General features: G+C 56.5%; 16 protein-coding genes. 9 read left to right on the top strand and 7 right to left on the bottom strand.

Annotated elements, in window-relative coordinates; genetic code table 11:
- Positions 1 to 13: 13 nt before the first annotated feature.
- The 6 genes from FIV05_RS07190 to FIV05_RS07165 form a co-directional block, all read right to left on the bottom strand.
- A complete protein-coding gene (locus FIV05_RS07190; RefSeq protein WP_152505201.1) occupies positions 14 to 2077 on the bottom strand; it encodes a hydantoinase B/oxoprolinase family protein in 2064 nt (687 codons plus the stop codon).
- Positions 2078 to 2088: 11 nt separating this feature from the next.
- Positions 2089 to 2622 (bottom strand): hypothetical protein, encoded by a 534-nt coding sequence (locus FIV05_RS07185; protein ID WP_152505200.1) that lies wholly within the window; start codon positions 2620 to 2622, stop codon positions 2089 to 2091.
- Positions 2623 to 2637: 15 nt separating this feature from the next.
- On the bottom strand, positions 2638 to 4134 hold the full coding sequence (locus tag FIV05_RS07180) for a hydantoinase/oxoprolinase family protein (protein WP_152505199.1): 1497 nt from the start codon (positions 4132 to 4134) through the stop codon (positions 2638 to 2640).
- A gap of 139 nt (positions 4135 to 4273) precedes the next feature.
- Complete coding sequence (nadC, locus tag FIV05_RS07175; protein WP_152505198.1) at positions 4274 to 5128, bottom strand: carboxylating nicotinate-nucleotide diphosphorylase; 855 nt, start codon at positions 5126 to 5128, stop codon at positions 4274 to 4276.
- Between the two features lie 163 nt (positions 5129 to 5291).
- Positions 5292 to 6770, bottom strand: a complete 1479-nt coding sequence (locus FIV05_RS07170; RefSeq protein ID WP_152505197.1) for an aldehyde dehydrogenase family protein — start codon at positions 6768 to 6770, stop codon at positions 5292 to 5294.
- A 394-nt stretch (positions 6771 to 7164) separates the two neighbouring features.
- Positions 7165 to 8076, bottom strand: a complete 912-nt coding sequence (locus FIV05_RS07165; protein WP_152505196.1) for a LysR substrate-binding domain-containing protein — start codon at positions 8074 to 8076, stop codon at positions 7165 to 7167.
- 75 nt (positions 8077 to 8151) lie between these two features.
- On the opposite strand from FIV05_RS07165, the gene pcaD reads away from it, so the two are divergent.
- The 5 genes from pcaD to FIV05_RS07140 all read left to right on the top strand — a co-directional run bounded on the left by pcaD (position 8152) and on the right by FIV05_RS07140 (position 11787).
- Positions 8152 to 8934, top strand: a complete 783-nt coding sequence (gene pcaD / locus FIV05_RS07160; protein WP_152505195.1) for a 3-oxoadipate enol-lactonase — start codon at positions 8152 to 8154, stop codon at positions 8932 to 8934.
- Positions 8931 to 9311: a 4-carboxymuconolactone decarboxylase gene (pcaC, locus tag FIV05_RS07155; protein WP_152509090.1), complete on the top strand. Its 381-nt coding sequence runs from the start codon at positions 8931 to 8933 to the stop codon at positions 9309 to 9311. The genes pcaD and pcaC overlap by 4 nt, the downstream gene beginning before the upstream one ends.
- Positions 9308 to 10051, top strand: coding sequence for a protocatechuate 3,4-dioxygenase subunit beta (pcaH, locus tag FIV05_RS07150; protein ID WP_152505193.1), 744 nt, complete (start codon positions 9308 to 9310; stop codon positions 10049 to 10051). The genes pcaC and pcaH overlap by 4 nt, the downstream gene beginning before the upstream one ends.
- A gap of 2 nt (positions 10052 to 10053) precedes the next feature.
- Positions 10054 to 10653, top strand: a complete 600-nt coding sequence (gene pcaG, locus FIV05_RS07145; protein ID WP_152505192.1) for a protocatechuate 3,4-dioxygenase subunit alpha — start codon at positions 10054 to 10056, stop codon at positions 10651 to 10653.
- Between the two features lie 75 nt (positions 10654 to 10728).
- Positions 10729 to 11787 carry a 3-carboxy-cis,cis-muconate cycloisomerase gene (locus FIV05_RS07140; protein ID WP_152505191.1) on the top strand — a complete coding sequence of 353 codons (1059 nt, stop codon included), beginning with the start codon at positions 10729 to 10731 and terminating at the stop codon, positions 11785 to 11787.
- A gap of 175 nt (positions 11788 to 11962) precedes the next feature.
- Here FIV05_RS07140 and FIV05_RS07135 read toward each other — a convergent pair whose 3' ends face one another.
- Complete coding sequence (locus tag FIV05_RS07135) at positions 11963 to 12973, bottom strand: LysR family transcriptional regulator (protein WP_152505190.1); 1011 nt, start codon at positions 12971 to 12973, stop codon at positions 11963 to 11965.
- 514 nt (positions 12974 to 13487) lie between these two features.
- On the opposite strand from FIV05_RS07135, the gene FIV05_RS07130 reads away from it, so the two are divergent.
- From FIV05_RS07130 to FIV05_RS07115, 4 genes are all read left to right on the top strand, one after another.
- On the top strand, positions 13488 to 14561 hold the full coding sequence (locus FIV05_RS07130) for a zinc-binding dehydrogenase (protein ID WP_152505189.1): 1074 nt from the start codon (positions 13488 to 13490) through the stop codon (positions 14559 to 14561).
- A 116-nt stretch (positions 14562 to 14677) separates the two neighbouring features.
- Positions 14678 to 15655 (top strand): TRAP transporter substrate-binding protein DctP, encoded by a 978-nt coding sequence (gene dctP, locus FIV05_RS07125; RefSeq protein ID WP_152505188.1) that lies wholly within the window; start codon positions 14678 to 14680, stop codon positions 15653 to 15655.
- Between the two features lie 63 nt (positions 15656 to 15718).
- Positions 15719 to 16243, top strand: a complete 525-nt coding sequence (locus tag FIV05_RS07120) for a TRAP transporter small permease (protein ID WP_173013794.1) — start codon at positions 15719 to 15721, stop codon at positions 16241 to 16243.
- Entirely contained in the window at positions 16240 to 17550 is a 1311-nt protein-coding gene (locus FIV05_RS07115; RefSeq protein WP_152505186.1) for a TRAP transporter large permease, read from the top strand. The genes FIV05_RS07120 and FIV05_RS07115 overlap by 4 nt, the downstream gene beginning before the upstream one ends.
- Positions 17551 to 17611 lie beyond the last annotated feature (61 nt).

The raw sequence follows: 17611 nt of genomic DNA, 5'->3' as shown, positions 1-17611 counted from the left end.
GAATTTGTCCCAGTCACTCTGCCGGCACCTTTACTTCACAATTGCTGAAACCGGCAGCTGCGGCGCGCTCGTTGAGCAGACCTGCCGGGACGGTTTCCAACCAGCAATCGTCGATATCGGCTGCGCTCAGCGATTTGCCGGTCTCTTCTGCACGCCGACGCGCGGCTGCCCAGACACGGCCACGAATAGAAGCGCGCAGAGGGATCGGAAGGGTGAAGATGTTGGTTATCAGGCGCGACCATGCTTCTTCGCTCCAGACAGCTTCATACGCCTCGCGTTCCGGCCCGAAACTGAAAATGGCTGGAGCCTCCCGAGAACCCAGCTCGTTCCTCAGCCGTTCAGTCCCAGCCAGGTCGAGCGCCCCGTCCTCGATAACGACCTTGTATGTTTCCCTGGCCGCCTTCTCGGAGACCAGCCCGTTCCCTACGTCATGTAAAACCTTGGCCGGATCGCGGTCTTGCGGAGACCCGTACCCGCCGCCGCCCGGCGTAAGGACCCGAATAACGTCACCGCAATTCACGTTGAGCGAGTCGATCTTGGCGAGAGGCTGGAAATCCTTTGTTCCAGCTCGCCGGATGAATACGCCGGCCATTTCGCCGCAGCAGCCGCCCAATAAACCCCATGGGCTGAACCGATGCCGCTCCTGCCCGCGAGCGGTTACGAGACAGTCATGCTGGAGAACCTCGAAATCAAAGATGATGCCCAGGCCGCCGCGATATTTGCCCGCGCCGCCTGAATCCGGCCGCAGCGCATAGTTCAGAATACGAACGCCCGAAGTGCTTTCGACCACCTCGAGGGGACTGTTGCGCAAATTTGCGATGTCCACCACATCGCGCGCGTTCAACCCATCGCCATCCTCGTGTGCGCCTGTGCCACCAACCAGCGGCTCCAGCACATTCACCTTCAGGCCGCCTTCGGCCAAATTCGGCTCGGTGAAGACGATCGGCGCGATGTAGCCCGCACCCGCCGCCGGAATGACTTTCGGCAAGGCCTGCGCCAGCGCGCCGCGAATGGCGTCCTGCACCCGCACCCCGGTTGTCGTTCGCAGCCCGACCGCTGCAGGTGCCTGACAGTTCACAACCGACCCGGGTTGAGCAATCACGTTCACCGATCGCATCAGACCTGCGTTGACGGGAATGTCGCGATCGATCGTCAGCAATACGAACATTATCGTATACACCAACCAAGGATGCGCCTTCCCGTCCGAATAGATATTGAAGGCGGTTCTTAACTGGGTATCGCTGCCGGTAAAATCTATTGTGATCTCGTCGCCGGCTACGGTTAACGCGACACAGAATTTGATCGGAATTTCTGAGATGACATCGTCATCCAGATAGTCTGAAAAACGGTACGTACCGTCGGGAATACCTTCAATTACCGCACGGGCTCGCATTTCACTGTAATTCAGCACATCTTCCATCGCGAGCACAACGCCGTCGACGCTGTATTTCTCGAAGCATTCAGTCATCCGGTGCTGGGCGACACGAAGCGCGGTAACCATCGCCTTCAGATCGCCCCAGTTGTCGTTCGGAACCCGGCAATTGCACAGGATCAGGTGCAAGAGTTCTTCGTTCAGCTTGCCTGCCTTGTAGAGATGGGATGGAGGGATCCGGATCCCTTCCTGATAGATCTCGTAACTCGACGGCGAAAGGCTCCCGGCAACACGCCCTCCCACATCGGTCGAATGGACGTAGGCGTAGGCAAAGCAGATCAGCTTTGTGCCAGCATAGATTGGAGCCAAAACGCTGATGTCGGGCAGATGTGAAGACAGGCCGCCGCTCGCGTATGGATCGTTGCAGACGACGATATCGCCCGGTTCGAAACTGCCGATGCTGTCGATCGTCTTCTTGAAGTTCAGATTGGCAAACATCGTGATGCCAATGCTGTGAGGATAACCGAAAATCTCGCCATCGCGGGTTACCAGAGCAACACCTAGATCAGCGGTTTCATTTACAAACGCCGTGTGCCCGGTCCGTTGAAGCGAATATCCCATTTCTTCGGCGATTGATCGGAACCGCTGGACGAAGATATCAAGTTGGGCTGAATCGGTGCGCAGAGAAAACGTTTTTTCTTTCATTGTGTTATCCTCTACGTAGCATGGATGAGAAGGTTGCCGGCGCCATCGCAGCGCGCCGCAAAACCCGGCGTGACAATGGTGGTCGTGTCAGCCTGCTCGATTACGGCAGGTCCTTCGACACGGTCTCCATCGCGTATGTCGTCGCGACTGAAAACGGAAGCGACATGAGGCCGCCCGCTATGAAAGATCGGTCGTTGGCCGGTGGGCTCCAGTTTGGCGGAGTTGGTCCGTTCTCTTGCCGGTGGCAGCATGGGTTTCCGCCTCCGCCCGACGACCTTGACCCGCAATGACACAAGTTCAACCGCCGACCCGGGATCGCTGTTGTGATACAGCGTCTCGTAGGTATCGTGAAAATTCTGCGCCAGCAGCTCTGGCGTCAGGGCGTCCACCTCCAGCGTTGCCGGCAACGTGACGTCGACATCGAAAGATTGGCCGCGATACCGCATGTTTGCAGAACGCAAGACTTCGACACGTTCGATTATCGGGCTTTCCGAAGCGAGGCTGTTGCGTCCCTCCTGCTCTAGCTGGCGATAAACCTCGCGCAAGACCCCGGAATCCAGTTACGCCAGCGGACGCCTCAAACTTCGGATGAAGTTATATTGATAGTCAGCAATAGTCGCTCCCAGAGCGCACATGGTGCCTGGCGATCGCGGCACGAGAATTTGTTTTATGCCGACCTCTTCGGCCAAAAGGCAGGCATGCGTCGGCCCGGCACCGCCAAAAGAGATCAACGTGAAATCGCGTGGATCCAAACCCCGCTTGGTCATCATCGGAAGAATTGCGCTGGTCATCGTGGCGGTAGCCAGACGCAGAATGGCCTCGGACGCAGCTTCGACAGAGCAGTCCAGTCGGCTGGCAATGCGACCCACCGCCGCCAAAGCGTTCTCACGCTTCAATGGCAGGTTCCCCGCAGCGAATTTGTCGGGGTCAATGTAGCCGGCAACCAAGTAAGCGTCGGTGACTGTCGTCTCGGTGCCGCCACGGTCGTAACAGGCTGGCCCCGGATCGGCGCCTGCACTTTGCGGACCCAATTTAAGGATTCCAAACGGATCGAACCATGCGATGGAGCCGCCCCCGGCTCCCACTGCGAAAACATCGACCGTTGGCATGACGATTGGAAAATCGCCGACCGCCGCATCGGTGGAGTAGACCGGCTCCCGGTCTCGAATGATTGAAAAATCGGCGCTGGTGCCGCCGATGTCCAGCGTCACCGCGTCGCAAATGCCGCTCAGCGCCGCGACATAGGCTGCGCCGACCACGCCTGACGCAGGTCCGGACAGCATGGTGTTCACGGGTTTTACCTTGGCGCTGGACGCGCTGAGAATGCCGCCATTCGACTGAGTGATCTGCAAGGCGGTATCGAGCCCCACCCGCTGCGTGTCGATAGACAGGTCATCAACATAGCGGCTCATGATCGGCTGAACGTATGCATTCAGCGAGGCTACACTTGCCCGCTCGTATTCACGGATTTCCGGCCAAAGGTCGGATGAGCACGAAATGTAAAGCTCAGGCCGCACCTCACGTAGCCGATCGGCGATCTTCTTTTCGACCGCCGGGCCTCTGTAAGACCCCAAAAGGCAGATCGCGACACTTTCTATCTCGGCGGGCAGGCTCGAGATCGTCGCCTCTATCGCGTCATCGGCAACCGAGAAGTCCTCGTCATCCCCACGCGCCGGGATCTCAAACACGTCCTGCCGCGCGACTATGGCATCCGGCAGCGCGGCCTTCAGATTAAAGATGTCAGGCTTTCGCAGCCTGGCAATTTCCAGGATATCTCGATTTCCCTGGCTGACGATCAGCGCACCTCGCGCGCCGCGCCGCTCCAGGACCGCGTTCAGCGCGATCGTCTGGCCGTGCACGAAATAGGTGATCGCATCCGCCGGCCGGCCGATCGAAGCCATCAATTCGCTGATGCCGCGTGCCACGGCTTTCGACGGAGAACTCGGCGTGCTTGCGACCTTGTGAGCGTGCGATGCGCTGCCGTCATGAGACAACAGGCTGAGGTCCGTAAAGGTGCCACCGATATCGATTCCGAGCTGGAAACAGTCTTCGCTCACATCGTCCTCCCAAACTCAGGCGAATTACTTATTAAATAACTCAATCACATATTACGTAAATCAAGTCAACTGACGGTCCGGGCGCTGGACGAAAAAAAGCGGCGAATTTTCGCCGCCGCGCGCTTTTTTGTCTGTGAGATCAGAAATCCAGTCCGAAATCGACCGTGCCAGCCGAATGGGTCAACGCTCCCGATGATATGTAATCAACTCCCGTTGCAGCGATCTCTTGCAGCCGGTCGATGCGTACATTGCCGCTCGCTTCGGTCTTCATCCGACCGTCGTCTATCCGGCGCACGGCCTCTGCCATGTCCTGGGTCGACATGTTGTCAAACAGAATGACATCGGCGCCTCCTGCCTCTAACACTTCATCCAATTGCCCAAGCCCGTCGATTTCGATCTCGACAACGACCATATGCCCCGCAGAACGCTTGACCGCTTCCAGAACCGGCCTGATTCCTCCGGCCGCGGCGATGTGATTATCCTTGATCAGGATGGCGTCCGATAATGAGAACCGGTGATTATGGCCTCCACCGTGAAGAACAGCGAGCTTCTCGACAAGCTTCATGCCTGGCGTCGTTTTTCGGGTGCACGTTATTCTGGCTCCGGTCCCTTCGAGAGCCTGCCCGTATGCAGCTGTAAGCGTTGCCGTCCCTGAAAGTCGGCCCGCGAAGTTCAGCGCCACACGCTCGGCAGCGAGGATCGACGACGCCAGTCCCTCGACTTTCAAAAGCGTATCGCCGGCTTTGCAAGCGGAACCGTCCGCAACGACCGTTTCAATCTTCAGGGTGGGATCGATCAGACGAAACGTCAGGGCTGCAACTTGCATACCGGAAACAACCGCGGCCTGCCTGGCTTTCAGTTCGGCCCGATAACGCGTGGTTTCCGGAAGAACGGCACGCGTCGTAACGTCGCCGGCGCCTCCTAGATCCTCCATGATGGCGTTTCGGACCATAGGCTCCAATATGATGTCCGGAACCCTAGCAAAGCTGTTCACTGTGTTTGCTCCTTCTCGGTTGTCACCGCGCACTCGCCGGTCTCACAACGAGGGGCGCCTGCCTGCAGGATCGCGGATGCCCTCGTCGGCTGCTGTCAAATGAATACAATCGACGGCAAACCCATGGAGTGGCGCCGTGCCGGGACGCCACCCGACCGCAAACTTATTGGCCCAGCAAATTGATGTGGATGTTCTTTTCGTGAGTGAAGGAAATCAGCTCTCCGATCCCTTCTTCCCGTCCGATACCGGATTGCTTCACCCCACCGAAGGGAGCCCCCAGGAAATGGCGGCCGACCTCGTTGACCCAGACAAAGCCTGCCTCGACGCGTGCAGCCGTTCGATGCGCGGTAGCGAGATCGCGTGTCCATATTGCGCAGGTCAGGCCAAGCTCGAGCGCATTGACCTCTCTCAGCATTTCGACTTCGTCGCTCCACTTCCGAATAGCCAGTACAGGACCAAATATTTCTTCGCGAGCGATCCTCATGTCCGGTGTCACATCGGCGAAGATCGTCGGCGCGATGAAACAACCCTCGGCCAAAGCGCCATCGGTCACCGCGTGCCCGCCCGTCACCGTACGCGCGCCCTCGTTCACGGCCGACTCGATGAAGCTCAGCACGCGATCGAATTGAGTTCGGCTGACAATAGCTCCCATGGTTGTCGTCGGATCGGTCGGGACGCCCGGCTTGTAACGCTCGACTGCTTTAGCCAGGAGAGAAACGACCTCGTCGTGAATGTCTTCATGAACAAAGGCTCTGCTGGTCGAACCGCATGACTGTCCGCACCAGCCAAAGTTCATTCCGGCAACGATCGCATCGGCGATCTTCTTGGGATCGCTGTCCGGATAGGCGATCAAGGCATTCTTGCCGCCCAATTCCAGCAGGACAGGTTTAACTGTGGCGCTCGCACTGCGCATCACCGCGCGCCCGGCCGGCACCGAACCAATCAGCGTTACCTTGGCCACGCCTGGATGCTCGGCCAAACCCGCACCGGCTTCAACACCGCCAGGCAAAACGCTGAAGGTGCCCTTCGGCAACAACCCTTCAACGATTTCGGCGAGGCGAAGAGCCGAGAGAGGCGCTTGCACCGGCGGCTTGATGATAACGGCATTGCCCGCCGCAAGGGGCGCAGCCATCTTACCGCCGCAGAACATGAAAGGATGATTGAAGGCAAGGATACGTGCGACCACGCCGAGCGGCTGGCGCGATGTCATGTTGACGCGGTCCGGCCCCATCGGAATCGTGTCGCCTTTCATCTCGGTCACGAGGCCTGCAAAAAAGTCCATTTGAGCCGCCGCAATCGCGGCATCCCCGCGCATTTCCGTATAGGGATTCCCGCAATTCGCGGCGTCGATCAGTGCGAGTTCGTCTCCATGCTTACGGAGAAGGGTAGCAATTTCCTTCAGGATCCGTGCCCGCTCCAGGGGCAAAACATCACGCCATTCATGGAACCCTTTGAGCGCTTCCGCCACCGCTCTATCGACATCGGCACGACTCGCGGTGGCGACCATGCCAATCGGCTGGCCGGTTCCCGGATTCAGCGTTTGTTCGTAGCTGCCTTCGACCGGTGGAACCCATGCGCCACCGTAATAAAGATCGGCCTGTTTCGAGAGCTTCAGGTTCGCGTCAAGGTTCAAGGTGTCCATCAGATTTGTCCTCCTGCATGCACACCTGTTATCTTAGAGTTCTAATTACTGTCAATCGGAGAACGCATCCGTCGCCAACCGGAGGCGCCGCAGATGGGACAAATGTTCCATGGCCTTTGCGTCTGGGGCTCGTCTGCCGCTGCCAATCCGATGCCGAACACCGCACCGGCGGTACCGCACCGACCGATCAGCTGGACGCAGCCGATCCTGGCCGAGTTCTGTTTCCAAGGGCCAGGCATGGCGGCGCCATCGCTCCGGGGCATTTGCCGGAAATGTCCGGCGCGCGCCACGAGCAGCACCATGTTCGACCTGAAACTCGGAGAGAAGGACCCCTCGAAATTGGCACCCGATTTGACCAGGGAACGAAATCGCTCCCAAAGTGGCCCGAGACCCCTCAGCCGACCATTTCCTCCGCACGCTTGTGCAACAGCCTCGCCAATAAATCGGCGGGGCTGTCTTCGTTGAAGGTGAACCTGCGCGTAATCCCTACCGAACCAGCCATATAGTCCGACCTGAGTTCGATTGCCGCTAGCGTGCCCCGCCGCAATTCGCGCTCAACGACCCCGCGCGAGATAAACCACAGCATGTCGGATTGTTCGACCAGAGACAGCGCCAAGGGAAGGGCCACCGTCTCGAAGGCCGGAACAAGCCCGCTCAGTCCCTGCGCGACCAGATACTGATCCACGATCTGTCGGATGATCGCTCCGGGGTTCGGGGCTATCAGCGGAAAAGTGGTCAGCGCCTTTGGCGCGGGCATTGCCAGCGCGGGATGATCGGCCCGCGCCACGAGGAGTACCGGCTCGTCATAAAGATGTTCGAAGGTCAGGCCCGGCATGTTCTTGGCTGACGGCATTCGCCCAACCATGAAGTCAATCCCCCCCGATCGCAGCATCTCCAACAAATAGCGGTTAGGCCCGGTGATGATTCCAACCCGCGCATCCCGATGCGTGCGATGATAATCCAGTGCAACCGTTGGAAAAAATCCCCCCGCAACCGTGGGCAACACCCCGACTTTGACCAATCCGACCGGAACTTTTCCCGAAAGATCGCGCACCCCCGCCTCAAGACTCTGTAGCGCGGCCAATGCATGCGCGCGAAAGCCCTCTCCTGCCGGCGTAAGGATTGCGCGCCTTCCGGTCCGTTCGAATAGCGCTGTCCCTAAAATGGTTTCGAGCTCATTGACCGTTTTGGACAATGCGGGCTGCGAGACATTGCGCACCCGCGCAGCAGCTGAAATCGTGCCACTCCGCGCGACCGCTAGAAACGCCTCGATATGGCGCAGTTTCAAACCAGGTGGTATATTCATTTGGTTATATTTTTGGCACGTTTTTGTATTTTTCGAAACCTAAAAATTATGTGAAGGATTGCTCGGGAGGGACCGATGCAAGCACTAACACGCGACTGGGGAATAATGCACACCAATCACCGTTCCGGTGAGGGCAGCCAGCTGGTTTTCGTCAATTCACTCGGTACGGATCTGCGGATGTGGGACGCGGTGGTAGCAGCCCTGCCGACCGACTGGGCCTGTTTGCGCATGGACAAGCGCGGTCACGGCCTGTCCGAAACCGCCCCTCCCGGCTATGGCATTCCGGAACTGGCCAGCGATGTTTTGGCCGCGATGGATCAGGCGGCCATGGATCGCGCAGTCATCGTCGGTTGCTCTGTCGGGGGGCTGATCGCGCAACACATCGCTTTAATGGCTCCAGAACGCGTTGACGGCCTGGTCTTGTCCAACACCGCATCGACGCTGGGTGCCGCCGAGGGCTGGCACACGCGTATCGCGGATGTGCGCGAACACGGCATGGCAGCGATGGCCGAGGGAATTCTGCCACGGTGGTTTGGACCAAAGATGCTCGCGGACAACAAAGCGTTTTTGTGGCACACACTTTTGGCACGCACATGTCAAGAAGGGTACATCGCCACCTGTGCCGCGATTGCCGGCACGGACATTTCTGATCGTCTGGGTGAAATCACACAGCCCACGCTGGTACTCGGCGGCAAGTACGATCTGGCAACCCCACCTGAAGTGATCGAAGCGCTTGCCGTCAACCTTCCATTCGCCTGTTTGGTGATGTTCGGAGACACCGGGCATTTGCCTGCGATTGAAGCGCCTGATGCTTTTACCGAAGCGCTGACGCAGTTTGTAGAAAGGATTAGCGAATGAACAACAGATTCGATCAGGGCATGAAGACCCGGCGCGAGGTTTTGGGCGATGCCCACGTGGATCGTGCCGAGGCAAAGAAGACTGAATTCGACCTGCCGTTTCAAACCCTCATCACCGAGGGGGCTTGGGGTGTAGTGTGGTCCTCGGACAAAATCTCGCGCAGAGAGCGGTCCATGCTGACCATCGCGCTTCTGGCGGCGACAGGCAATTTCGATGAAATTCCGATGCATATCCGGGCCACCGCGCGCACGGGCACGTCAAAAGACGATGTCGCGGAAGCGCTGCAGCATGTGGCTATCTATGCGGGAGTTCCAAAAGCAAACCATGCCCTGAAACTTGCCAAGGAAACCTTTGCTGAAATGGAGGAGAGAGAATGACTGGCCTATCGAACCGGGATCAAGGACCACTAATCCCGCGCAATCGTGCAATCCATCCCAACCCTTACGATGTCGGTTACAAAACGAGCGTAACACGCTCGCCCAACCTGCCGCTTCTGTCGATGGAAAGTTCCCCGTCGGAAGAGACGGGCCCGACCTTCGGTCACAGCAAGCTCGGTCCGTTGGACAACAATCTGGTTCTAAACTGGACCAAGGGCGCAGCTCCGGCTGTGGGGGAACGTATTCTGATGCATGGTCGCGTGCTGGACGAGATGGGCCGACCCGTACGCAATACGCTAATCGAGATTTGGCAGGCCAACGCGGGCGGGCGTTACCGCCACAAGAAAGACACTTACTTTGCTCCGCTCGATCCAAATTTCGGTGGCTGCGGCCGGACCATCACAGACGAAAACGGCTATTACGAATTCCTCACTGTGCGTCCAGGAGCTTACCCTTGGCCGAACGGCGGCAATGACTGGCGTCCGATGCATATCCACATATCTATTTATGGCAACAGCTTCGGCCAACGCCTGATCACCCAGATGTATTTCGAGGGCGATCCGCTCATCAATCATTGTCCGATTGCCGCTACGATCAAGGATCGCAGTCAGCTTGACCGTCTCGTCGCACCGCTCGACTTCTCGAAATCCCGGCCGCTCGATTTCCTCGCCTATAAATTTGACATCGTGTTGCGCGGTCGCCGCCAAACCATGTTTGAGAATAAACTGGAGGGCATGTGATAATGGTACAGAAACTCGACAACTTGATCGAAACTCCGTCCCAAACGGCTGGACCTTATGTTCATATCGGCTTGATGCCGACCTATGCGGGCAATGCCGGCTATTATCACGAAGAGATCGGCACCACCCCCATACAGGGCGACGTGAAGGGCGATATCATTGAGATCGTAGGCTCGGTCTACGACGGCACGGGTTGGGCAATGCGGGACGCACTGATCGAAAGCTGGCAGTGTGACGCGGGAGGTATTTTCCCGGGCACCGAAGGAGCCGATCCCGCCTTTACCGGCCATTGTCGTTTTGCCGCGGATGCGGACTCTGGTGAGTTCACGCTGCGCACGGTCAAACCCGGCCGTTACAAAGGCCGTGGCGGTGTCGAAAGTGCGCCGCATATCTCTCTTTGGGTGGTGTCCCGCGGGATCAACATCGGCCTCAACACTCGGCTTTACTTCGAGGATGAGGACAATTCGAAAGACCCGCTGCTAAACCGGATAGAACAGCGCCATCGCGTGGAAACGCTCGTCGCAAAGAAAACCGGCGAGGGCAAATACCGCTTCGACATTCGTCTCCAGGGCGAGGGAGAAACCGTCTTTCTCGATATCTAGAGCATCGTGCGATATTTCCGGTTTGTTTTGCCAAGGGGGCGGCATGGGTCGCCCCTTTAATTCAGGGCCTTTTTTGTGAGCTTATCTGTTTTCGACCACCCTTGGCTCTCCGGTCTTTTTGGCGATGCGGAGATGGCCAGGATATTGTCGCCGGAACGCCAGATTAGACATATGCTGGCCTTCGAGGCAGCGTGGTCGCGCGCTTGCGCAAAGGTCGGGTTGTTTGATGCGGATACGGCCGAGACAGCGGCGGAGGCAATCGAAACAGCGGAAATTGACCTGGACGACATTGCCAGGGGCATGAGTCAAGACGGGGTTCCGGTTCCGCGGCTTGTAGATCAGTTGAAAGCCGTTTCCCCGGATAACGTGGTGCACAAGGGTGCAACCTCACAAGATGTGATGGACACCGCGCTGGCACTGACGTTGCGCGAAGCATCCGACCTATTATCTCAGCGCCTGGTAGCGCTTTATCGCAGTTTCGAGGACGTAGAGAAACGTTTTGGCGATGAGCCTCTTATGGGACGTACCAGGATGCAGTCGGCCACCAAGATCAAGGTACGCGATCGGGTTCAAACGTGGAGATTGCCGTTGAACGACCACTTGGCGCGGCTGTCCGAATTGCGGCCCCGCGTGGAAAAGGTTCAGATCGGAGGCGCTTCCGGCGATCGGAAAGCACTGGGTCAAAAAGCCGATAGAGTAGTTGTGGAGATTGCCGCCGCACTCAGGCTAGCCCCGACTGATAAAGCATGGCACGCGACACGCGACGGAGTGGCGGAATATGCAGGCTACCTGTCGCTTGTCTCCGGTACGCTCGGTAAATTCGGCCAGGACGTGGCATTGATGAAGCAGCAGGGCATCGAAGAAATAACGCTGTCTGGAGGAGGAGGCTCCTCGGCAATGCCGCATAAGAAAAACCCTATCGGCGCAGAGTTGCTGGTGACGTTGGCTCAGTTCAACGCTGTGCAGGTCTCAGCCATGCACCATTCGGTGGTGCATGAGCAGGAACGATCGGGCAAGGCCTGGACGCTTGAGTGGATGGTGTTGCCGCAGATGCTGATGGCAACCGCAAGGGCCATTGCTGTTGCCCATACCATCTGCAAAAGTATTGAGCATATTGGATCCATGCAAAGCTAAGTTGAGTTTCCGAGGTTTTCTCGATTGAATGAGACGTTTACGGCTCAGCCAGCATCGGGACTGTCAGACAAGTTGATCTGAGATCCCTTTTCCTCCGCATTAGCGCGGAGTCCTTTGGTCGATGCGCTGAGACCGAAGTCTGGAGCGCTGGAAGCCGGCGTTTTTCCGACTTCGATCACGATGACGGGCTGGTTGCCTCAGCGGGATTTTGCAACGCGGCGCTCGAGTTCCTGGCAAACGCAGCTCTGATCCGCTCCATCAATTGTTTTTGCGCTTCAGTGAATACGGCCTGGCTGTTGTAAACGAGATAGAGTGGCATTGATAAACTGATTTCGGGAGTTTTCACGAAACGCAGCCCGTATTGGTTCATGTCAGGCGGGAGCGCGCTCTCGAAAACGAAACCCACTCCTACGTCAGCTCGGATAGCCTTCAGAATCGGTTCCGGATGACCGAATGCCATTACGCTATTCGTTCTGAACAATCCCACTGTCCGAAGCGCTTCATCGATTAGTTCTCGGGCAATCTGACCTCGGGGAGGTGTTACGAGAGGTAAGGACGAAAGCTCTTGAAGCCCGGCCACGTCTTGGACCAGGTCGCTTTCGATAGCCGCGACCAGGTAGAGAGGCTCTCTCCAAAGCAATTCAATTTCAAGCTTGGACGTGTCCTTGTTTGGGTTGATCAGCGTCACCCCAAAATCGCATTCGCCGTTCAAGACCGCCTCAGTCGCCAAATAGGGTGTCAGGACCGACACAGAAACCTTGTGCGATGGGTTTGATCTATGATTTTCGAGTATTATATCCGGTAGCTTATAAGTCCCCACGACCATCGACGCTGCGATCTTCGTTCTCTCCAGACCGCCATTGTTGATGTCCACAAGGTCGAGAAACATCTCAGAACTGCGATGCAAGATCTCGGATGCCCAAGTATATATCCGTTTTCCGGCATGGGTCAGCTCTATGTTACGACCGACTTTCTGCACCAACTGAGCGCCAACACTTTCCTCCAGACCGCGCAGATGCGCCGTCACCGCAGGTTGAGCAATATTAAGTTGCTCCGCTGCGCGCGTTACACTGTTGAGTTGAGCGACCTTGCAGAAAACATTGAGTTTGTGGAGTGTCAAATTCCTTGAACGCAGAAAGCTGTTTGGCAGCTGCAAATCTACGTTTTGCAAAAGCGACTTAGACATACCTGCTCTTCCCCTCAACCTGCACGCTATCGAAATCGACGCTTCGAAAACGCTTTATCTGAAAGCAGGCCGACGCCGGACAACAGCTTATTCTTATCACTCAATACATAACCTGAACAATATAAATCATCGCCAAATTCATATTGGACAATCATCGTCGCAGTACACCACGATTTCGCAGATCAAGGCGCGCCGCCAGGCACGTCATATCGAGAAAAAAAGCAAAGAGATCCGCTTTTCGGCTCAGGCGACTGACTTTGAGCCTTACCAGTTAAAGGGGTTGGACATGGAGGAGAGACCCAAGGTGACCATGCATGGCTTTGGAAGAAAATTCCCGGCAGGCTGAAGCATTTGCGCAGCTGGCGTGACTTCAAGAGCTGTGTGACTGGCTCGCGGAGACCAGGCCGACCGGCCAAATGAATACTCGCTAGAAAATGCAGGAAAACGACGCGCCAAGTGGATGCGCACGTCTGCGGAATTGCCAATTCAAGCATGGCGCAAAGGGGAGAATTACATGCGAGGCGTAACGTTTCCCGGGGATCGCAAGGTTGAAATCATGACATTCGATGATCCGACTCCAGGGCCGGGAGAGGTCGTGATCGAAGTTAAGGCGTCAGGTCTGTGCGGGAGCGATCTGCACGCCTATCGGGCACCGTCAGACGATCAGGCATTTCGTGAGCTGGCCAAGGGAAAACCTTACGAGACCATGCGCGACAACGGGCCAATGATCGGAGGCCATGAACCTTCCGGTGTTGTGGTTGCGGTCGGTCCGGGAGTGAGCGAGCGTGTCGCCCGCATCGGCCAACGCGTCATGATACATCACTATTCCGGCTGTCACATATGCGACCAATGCCGGACGGGATGGCCTCAAATTTGCGAGACCATGGTTCCCGATATCTATGGTTGGACCGCACATGGCGCGCATGCCAAATACATGAAATGCGCAGCTCATACGCTGGTTACGCTCCCGGACAGCCTTTCGTTCGAAGCCGGTGCGGCGATCGCATGCGGCTCAGGCACTTCTTACTCAGCTCTTCGCAAGGTCCAGCCGAATTCGAGCCATACGGTTGCAATATTCGGCCAGGGTCCGGTCGGGTTATCCGGCACCCAGTTCGCTGCCGCAATGGGCGCACGGGTTATCGCACTCGACGTTAACGCAGAACGTCTCGAGATGGCCAATCGCTTCGGCGCCGCCGAAACGATTAACCCTGCGGATACAAATGCGGTCGAGGCGATCAGGGATCTGACACACGGCAAAGGCGCACATTTCTCGATCGAAACATCGGGGGCGCAGCAGGCGATAACCGATGCAATAAAGTGCCTTCGGCTGTGGGGAACCGCTGTGTTTGTCGGACTGGGCAGGCCGGCGTCAGTCGATTTTTCCGCCGACGTGATTTTCAGGCAGATCAATGTGGTCGGGTCTTTCACCTTCTCAACGAACATCATGGAGGAATGCGGAACGTTCTCGGTGGATCGCGGCGTCGACGTCGAGGCAATTTTCTCCAATCGCTGGACGCTCGATCAGGCCGGAAAAGCTTATGAGCTTTTGGACAAACAAGCGTCTGGAAAAGGAGTGATCGTTTTCTAGGGAACCGAATGGATCGAGACGAGAACCAAACCGAATTCGGGAGTTGTATTCGGTCGGTTCTTTGGGGGCAAAGTATCCATCAGCCATGTGCTTAAAATAAAACAGGAGGAACGCAGATGAAAAACATAATATACGGCCTTGTCGCGTCAATTGTACTGCCACATGTCGCGACGAACCATGCGATGGCGGCCGATTTGAAAATCCTTTCAAGCTGGGATCAGAGCTATGCCGCCGTCGGTGAGGTTTTGATGCCATTTATGGAGTATCTCGAAAACGAGACCACCGAAAATCTGAACTTATCCAGGTTTGGTCCCGAAACGGTACCGCCTTTCGAACAGTTCAATCCGGTCGCGCAAGGCGTATTCAATATGCTCTATACAAATGGAGGATATCACTACAACGATATTGCCGTTGGTATGTCTTTAGACGCATTAAGCGGTTCCAGCGAAGAACTTCATGACTCCGGCATTTGGGATTTCGCCGACCAAGAATACCAGAAAGTCGGACTGAAACTGATCGCCGTGTTCTATGATCGCAACGGCTTCCACATGCTCCTGAAAGAGCCTCTGGGTGAAGACGCACTGAATGGCCGTCGCATCCGGGGAACTCCACTTTATCATCCCGTGATCGAGAAACTCGGCGGCTCTCCGGTTGTTCTGCCTGGGCCGGAAATCTACCCCGCACTCGAACGTGGGGTAGTCGATGGTGCCGCATGGCCGACCGTCGGCGCGGTGAACTATCGCTGGTTCGAGGTTGCCGATTACTTCGTGCGGCCGACCTTTGGCCAAGTCAGCCATATGCTTTTGATGAATCTCGATACATGGAACAGCCTCGATGAAACAACCAAAGCTGAGATCGAGGCTGCGGCACTGGCTTATGAGAAAGAAAGCTCGACAATTTTCGATGGTCTTGCGACGACCGAAATGGAGATGCTGATCGCCGAAGGAATGGAAGCCACCGATTTCCAGCCCGAATTTGCGGCCACGCTCAAAAGCGCCTGGTTCAACGGCGTGACGGAGTTGGCGAGTACCGTCAACCCCGAAGCGATTGCCGAAATTCGGACCATGGCAAACAAAGCCAATATCTCAGACTGACCGCAGATGCAGATGGTTGCCCCTCTGGGGCAACCATCTTTCACGCTAACAACGGAGTCAGGGATGAGGGCTTTGTTCCACCGTTCGTTCAGGACGCTTTTGCGCCTTCACGACGTTACTATCAGTATCGGCTACCAACTCGGATCTATGGCACTCGCTGTTATCGTTGCGATTTTTGCCTATGAAGTCGTGATGCGATATTTCCTGGGCGCACCGACAAAATGGGCAAGCGATTCAGTCTCTTTTCTTCTGCTGATTTCCGTTTTTCTTGTCATTCCCCATGTCACCCGAATCCATGGGAACGTTTCGGTTTCTATATTTCTTGACGTGCTCGACGAACGCAAAGCCAGGATATTGCGAAGGTTCGGTTTTCTCGTCGGTGCCGGGGTTTGTCTTTGGACAGCGTATATTTTCTTTGGTGAAACCCAACGATTGTACATGCGGGGGACCGTCACGCTCACAACAATCCAGTTTCCAAAATGGATCTTATTCTCATTTGTTTTCCTGGGCATGTTGAATACCGGCCTGAGTTTTCTGCGCATGGCGTTCGGGCAAAGCTTTCAAGGCTCAAAGGGGCAGTTCCAATGATCGAGGGAATTCCAGCTGTTCTGGTTGGCGTGGGACTGCTATTGCTGGCGATGGGCAGCGGCATGCCGGTCTTCGTGGCTTTTCTCGTTGTCAATCTCGGGGCTTCGATGCTGCTGTTGGGACCGGCAGGTTTCGGCATGTTCTCGGGTAGTTTCTTCGAAACGGCGACCAGTTCCTCCCTGGTGACGATCCCGTTATTCATTCTTATGGGCGAGTTGCTTTTCAGGAGCAGAGCCGTCGAGGTTCTTTTCCAGTCGATCGATACGCTGGTTGGGCGCGTCCGCGGCCGGCAGTTTATTTTGTCCATAGTGCTCGCCACAGTCTTCAGCACATTGTCAGGGGCCGCCATGGGCGTTGCGGCAATGCTCGGTCGTTCTTTGTTGCCGGGCATGGTTTCCAGGGGGTATGACGCGCGTCTTTCTATCGGCACGATCCTCGCGGGAGCCAGCCTCGCGCCGCTGATACCGCCCAGTGTGCTGGTCATCATAATCGGCACCCTGGCCGGTGTGTCCATCGCAGGTCTCCTTATTGCCGGGATTATTCCGGGGCTGGTTTTCTCTTTGCTATTTGCGGCCTACGTGTTCATCAGAATTTGGCGCAATCCGGCACTCGCCCCTGTGGATGAGGATGCTAAAAGCCGACCCAGTCTCCTTGAGGCGGCGACGGCGCTTATAAAACTTCTGCCGTTCACAATTATTATCGCACTGGTGATGGGGCTGATCCTGATGGGCGTCGCCACACCGACCGAAGCGGGAGCAATGGGGGTGTTGGGCTCGCTGATGACCGCTGCCATTTACCGGAACCTCAGCATTCGAATGGTCGTGGAGGCGGTAGGAGAGTCAGCCAAGATCTCGGCCATGATCCTCATCATCATGGCAAGTTCCAAGCTGTTCAGCCAACTGCTTGCATTTTCGGGAGGGGCTTCGGCCCTGACGCAGTGGATCGTCGAATTGCAGGTATCGTCATGGTTCATGCTCTTCATGCTGATGCTCCTGCCATTTATACTGTGCATGTTTATCGACCAGATCGCGCTGATGCTTATCGTGATCCCGATCTACCTGCCGATCATCGACAGGTTCGAATATGATCCGATCTGGTTCTGGCTCCTGTTTTTGGTGAACATCACCGTCGGCGGCATAACCCCGCCATTCGGTTACACCCTTTTCGCCCTAAAGAGCGCCTGGAACGAAGGATCCCTGTCATCGGTGTTTGCTGCGGCCTGGCCTTTTGTCGGGTTGTTCGTGATTGGCATGGTGATTCTTGCGTTGGTTCCAGGGTTGACGACTTTTTTGCCATCAATGCTCTGATCCGATCCGGAACGAATGCCGAGATTTAAACCACGGCATGACAACCGGTTGAGATGACGGT

The organism is Labrenzia sp. THAF191a, from assembly GCF_009363335.1.
GTDB classification, from domain to species: Bacteria; Pseudomonadota; Alphaproteobacteria; order Rhizobiales; family Stappiaceae; genus Roseibium; species Roseibium algicola.
The sequence above is the reverse complement of the archived record's forward strand: the minus strand, read 5'-3'. Positions and strand labels throughout refer to the sequence as shown.

Bases quoted from the DNA above. Each gene is read 5' to 3' on its own strand.
- FIV05_RS07190 (WP_152505201.1), bottom strand. From the start codon at position 2,077: ATGAAAGAAAAAACGTTTTCTCTGCGCACCGATTCAGCCCAACTTGAT.
- FIV05_RS07170 (WP_152505197.1), bottom strand. From the start codon at position 6,770: ATGGACACCTTGAACCTTGACGCGAACCTGAAGCTCTCGAAACAGGCC.
- FIV05_RS07165 (WP_152505196.1), bottom strand. From the start codon at position 8,076: ATGAATATACCACCTGGTTTGAAACTGCGCCATATCGAGGCGTTTCTA.
- pcaD (WP_152505195.1), top strand. From the start codon at position 8,152: ATGCAAGCACTAACACGCGACTGGGGAATAATGCACACCAATCACCGT.
- pcaC (WP_152509090.1), top strand. From the start codon at position 8,931: ATGAACAACAGATTCGATCAGGGCATGAAGACCCGGCGCGAGGTTTTG.
- pcaH (WP_152505193.1), top strand. From the start codon at position 9,308: ATGACTGGCCTATCGAACCGGGATCAAGGACCACTAATCCCGCGCAAT.
- pcaG (WP_152505192.1), top strand. From the start codon at position 10,054: ATGGTACAGAAACTCGACAACTTGATCGAAACTCCGTCCCAAACGGCT.
- FIV05_RS07135 (WP_152505190.1), bottom strand. From the start codon at position 12,973: ATGTCTAAGTCGCTTTTGCAAAACGTAGATTTGCAGCTGCCAAACAGC.
- FIV05_RS07130 (WP_152505189.1), top strand. From the start codon at position 13,488: ATGCGAGGCGTAACGTTTCCCGGGGATCGCAAGGTTGAAATCATGACA.
- dctP (WP_152505188.1), top strand. From the start codon at position 14,678: ATGAAAAACATAATATACGGCCTTGTCGCGTCAATTGTACTGCCACAT.
- FIV05_RS07120 (WP_173013794.1), top strand. From the start codon at position 15,719: ATGAGGGCTTTGTTCCACCGTTCGTTCAGGACGCTTTTGCGCCTTCAC.
- FIV05_RS07115 (WP_152505186.1), top strand. From the start codon at position 16,240: ATGATCGAGGGAATTCCAGCTGTTCTGGTTGGCGTGGGACTGCTATTG.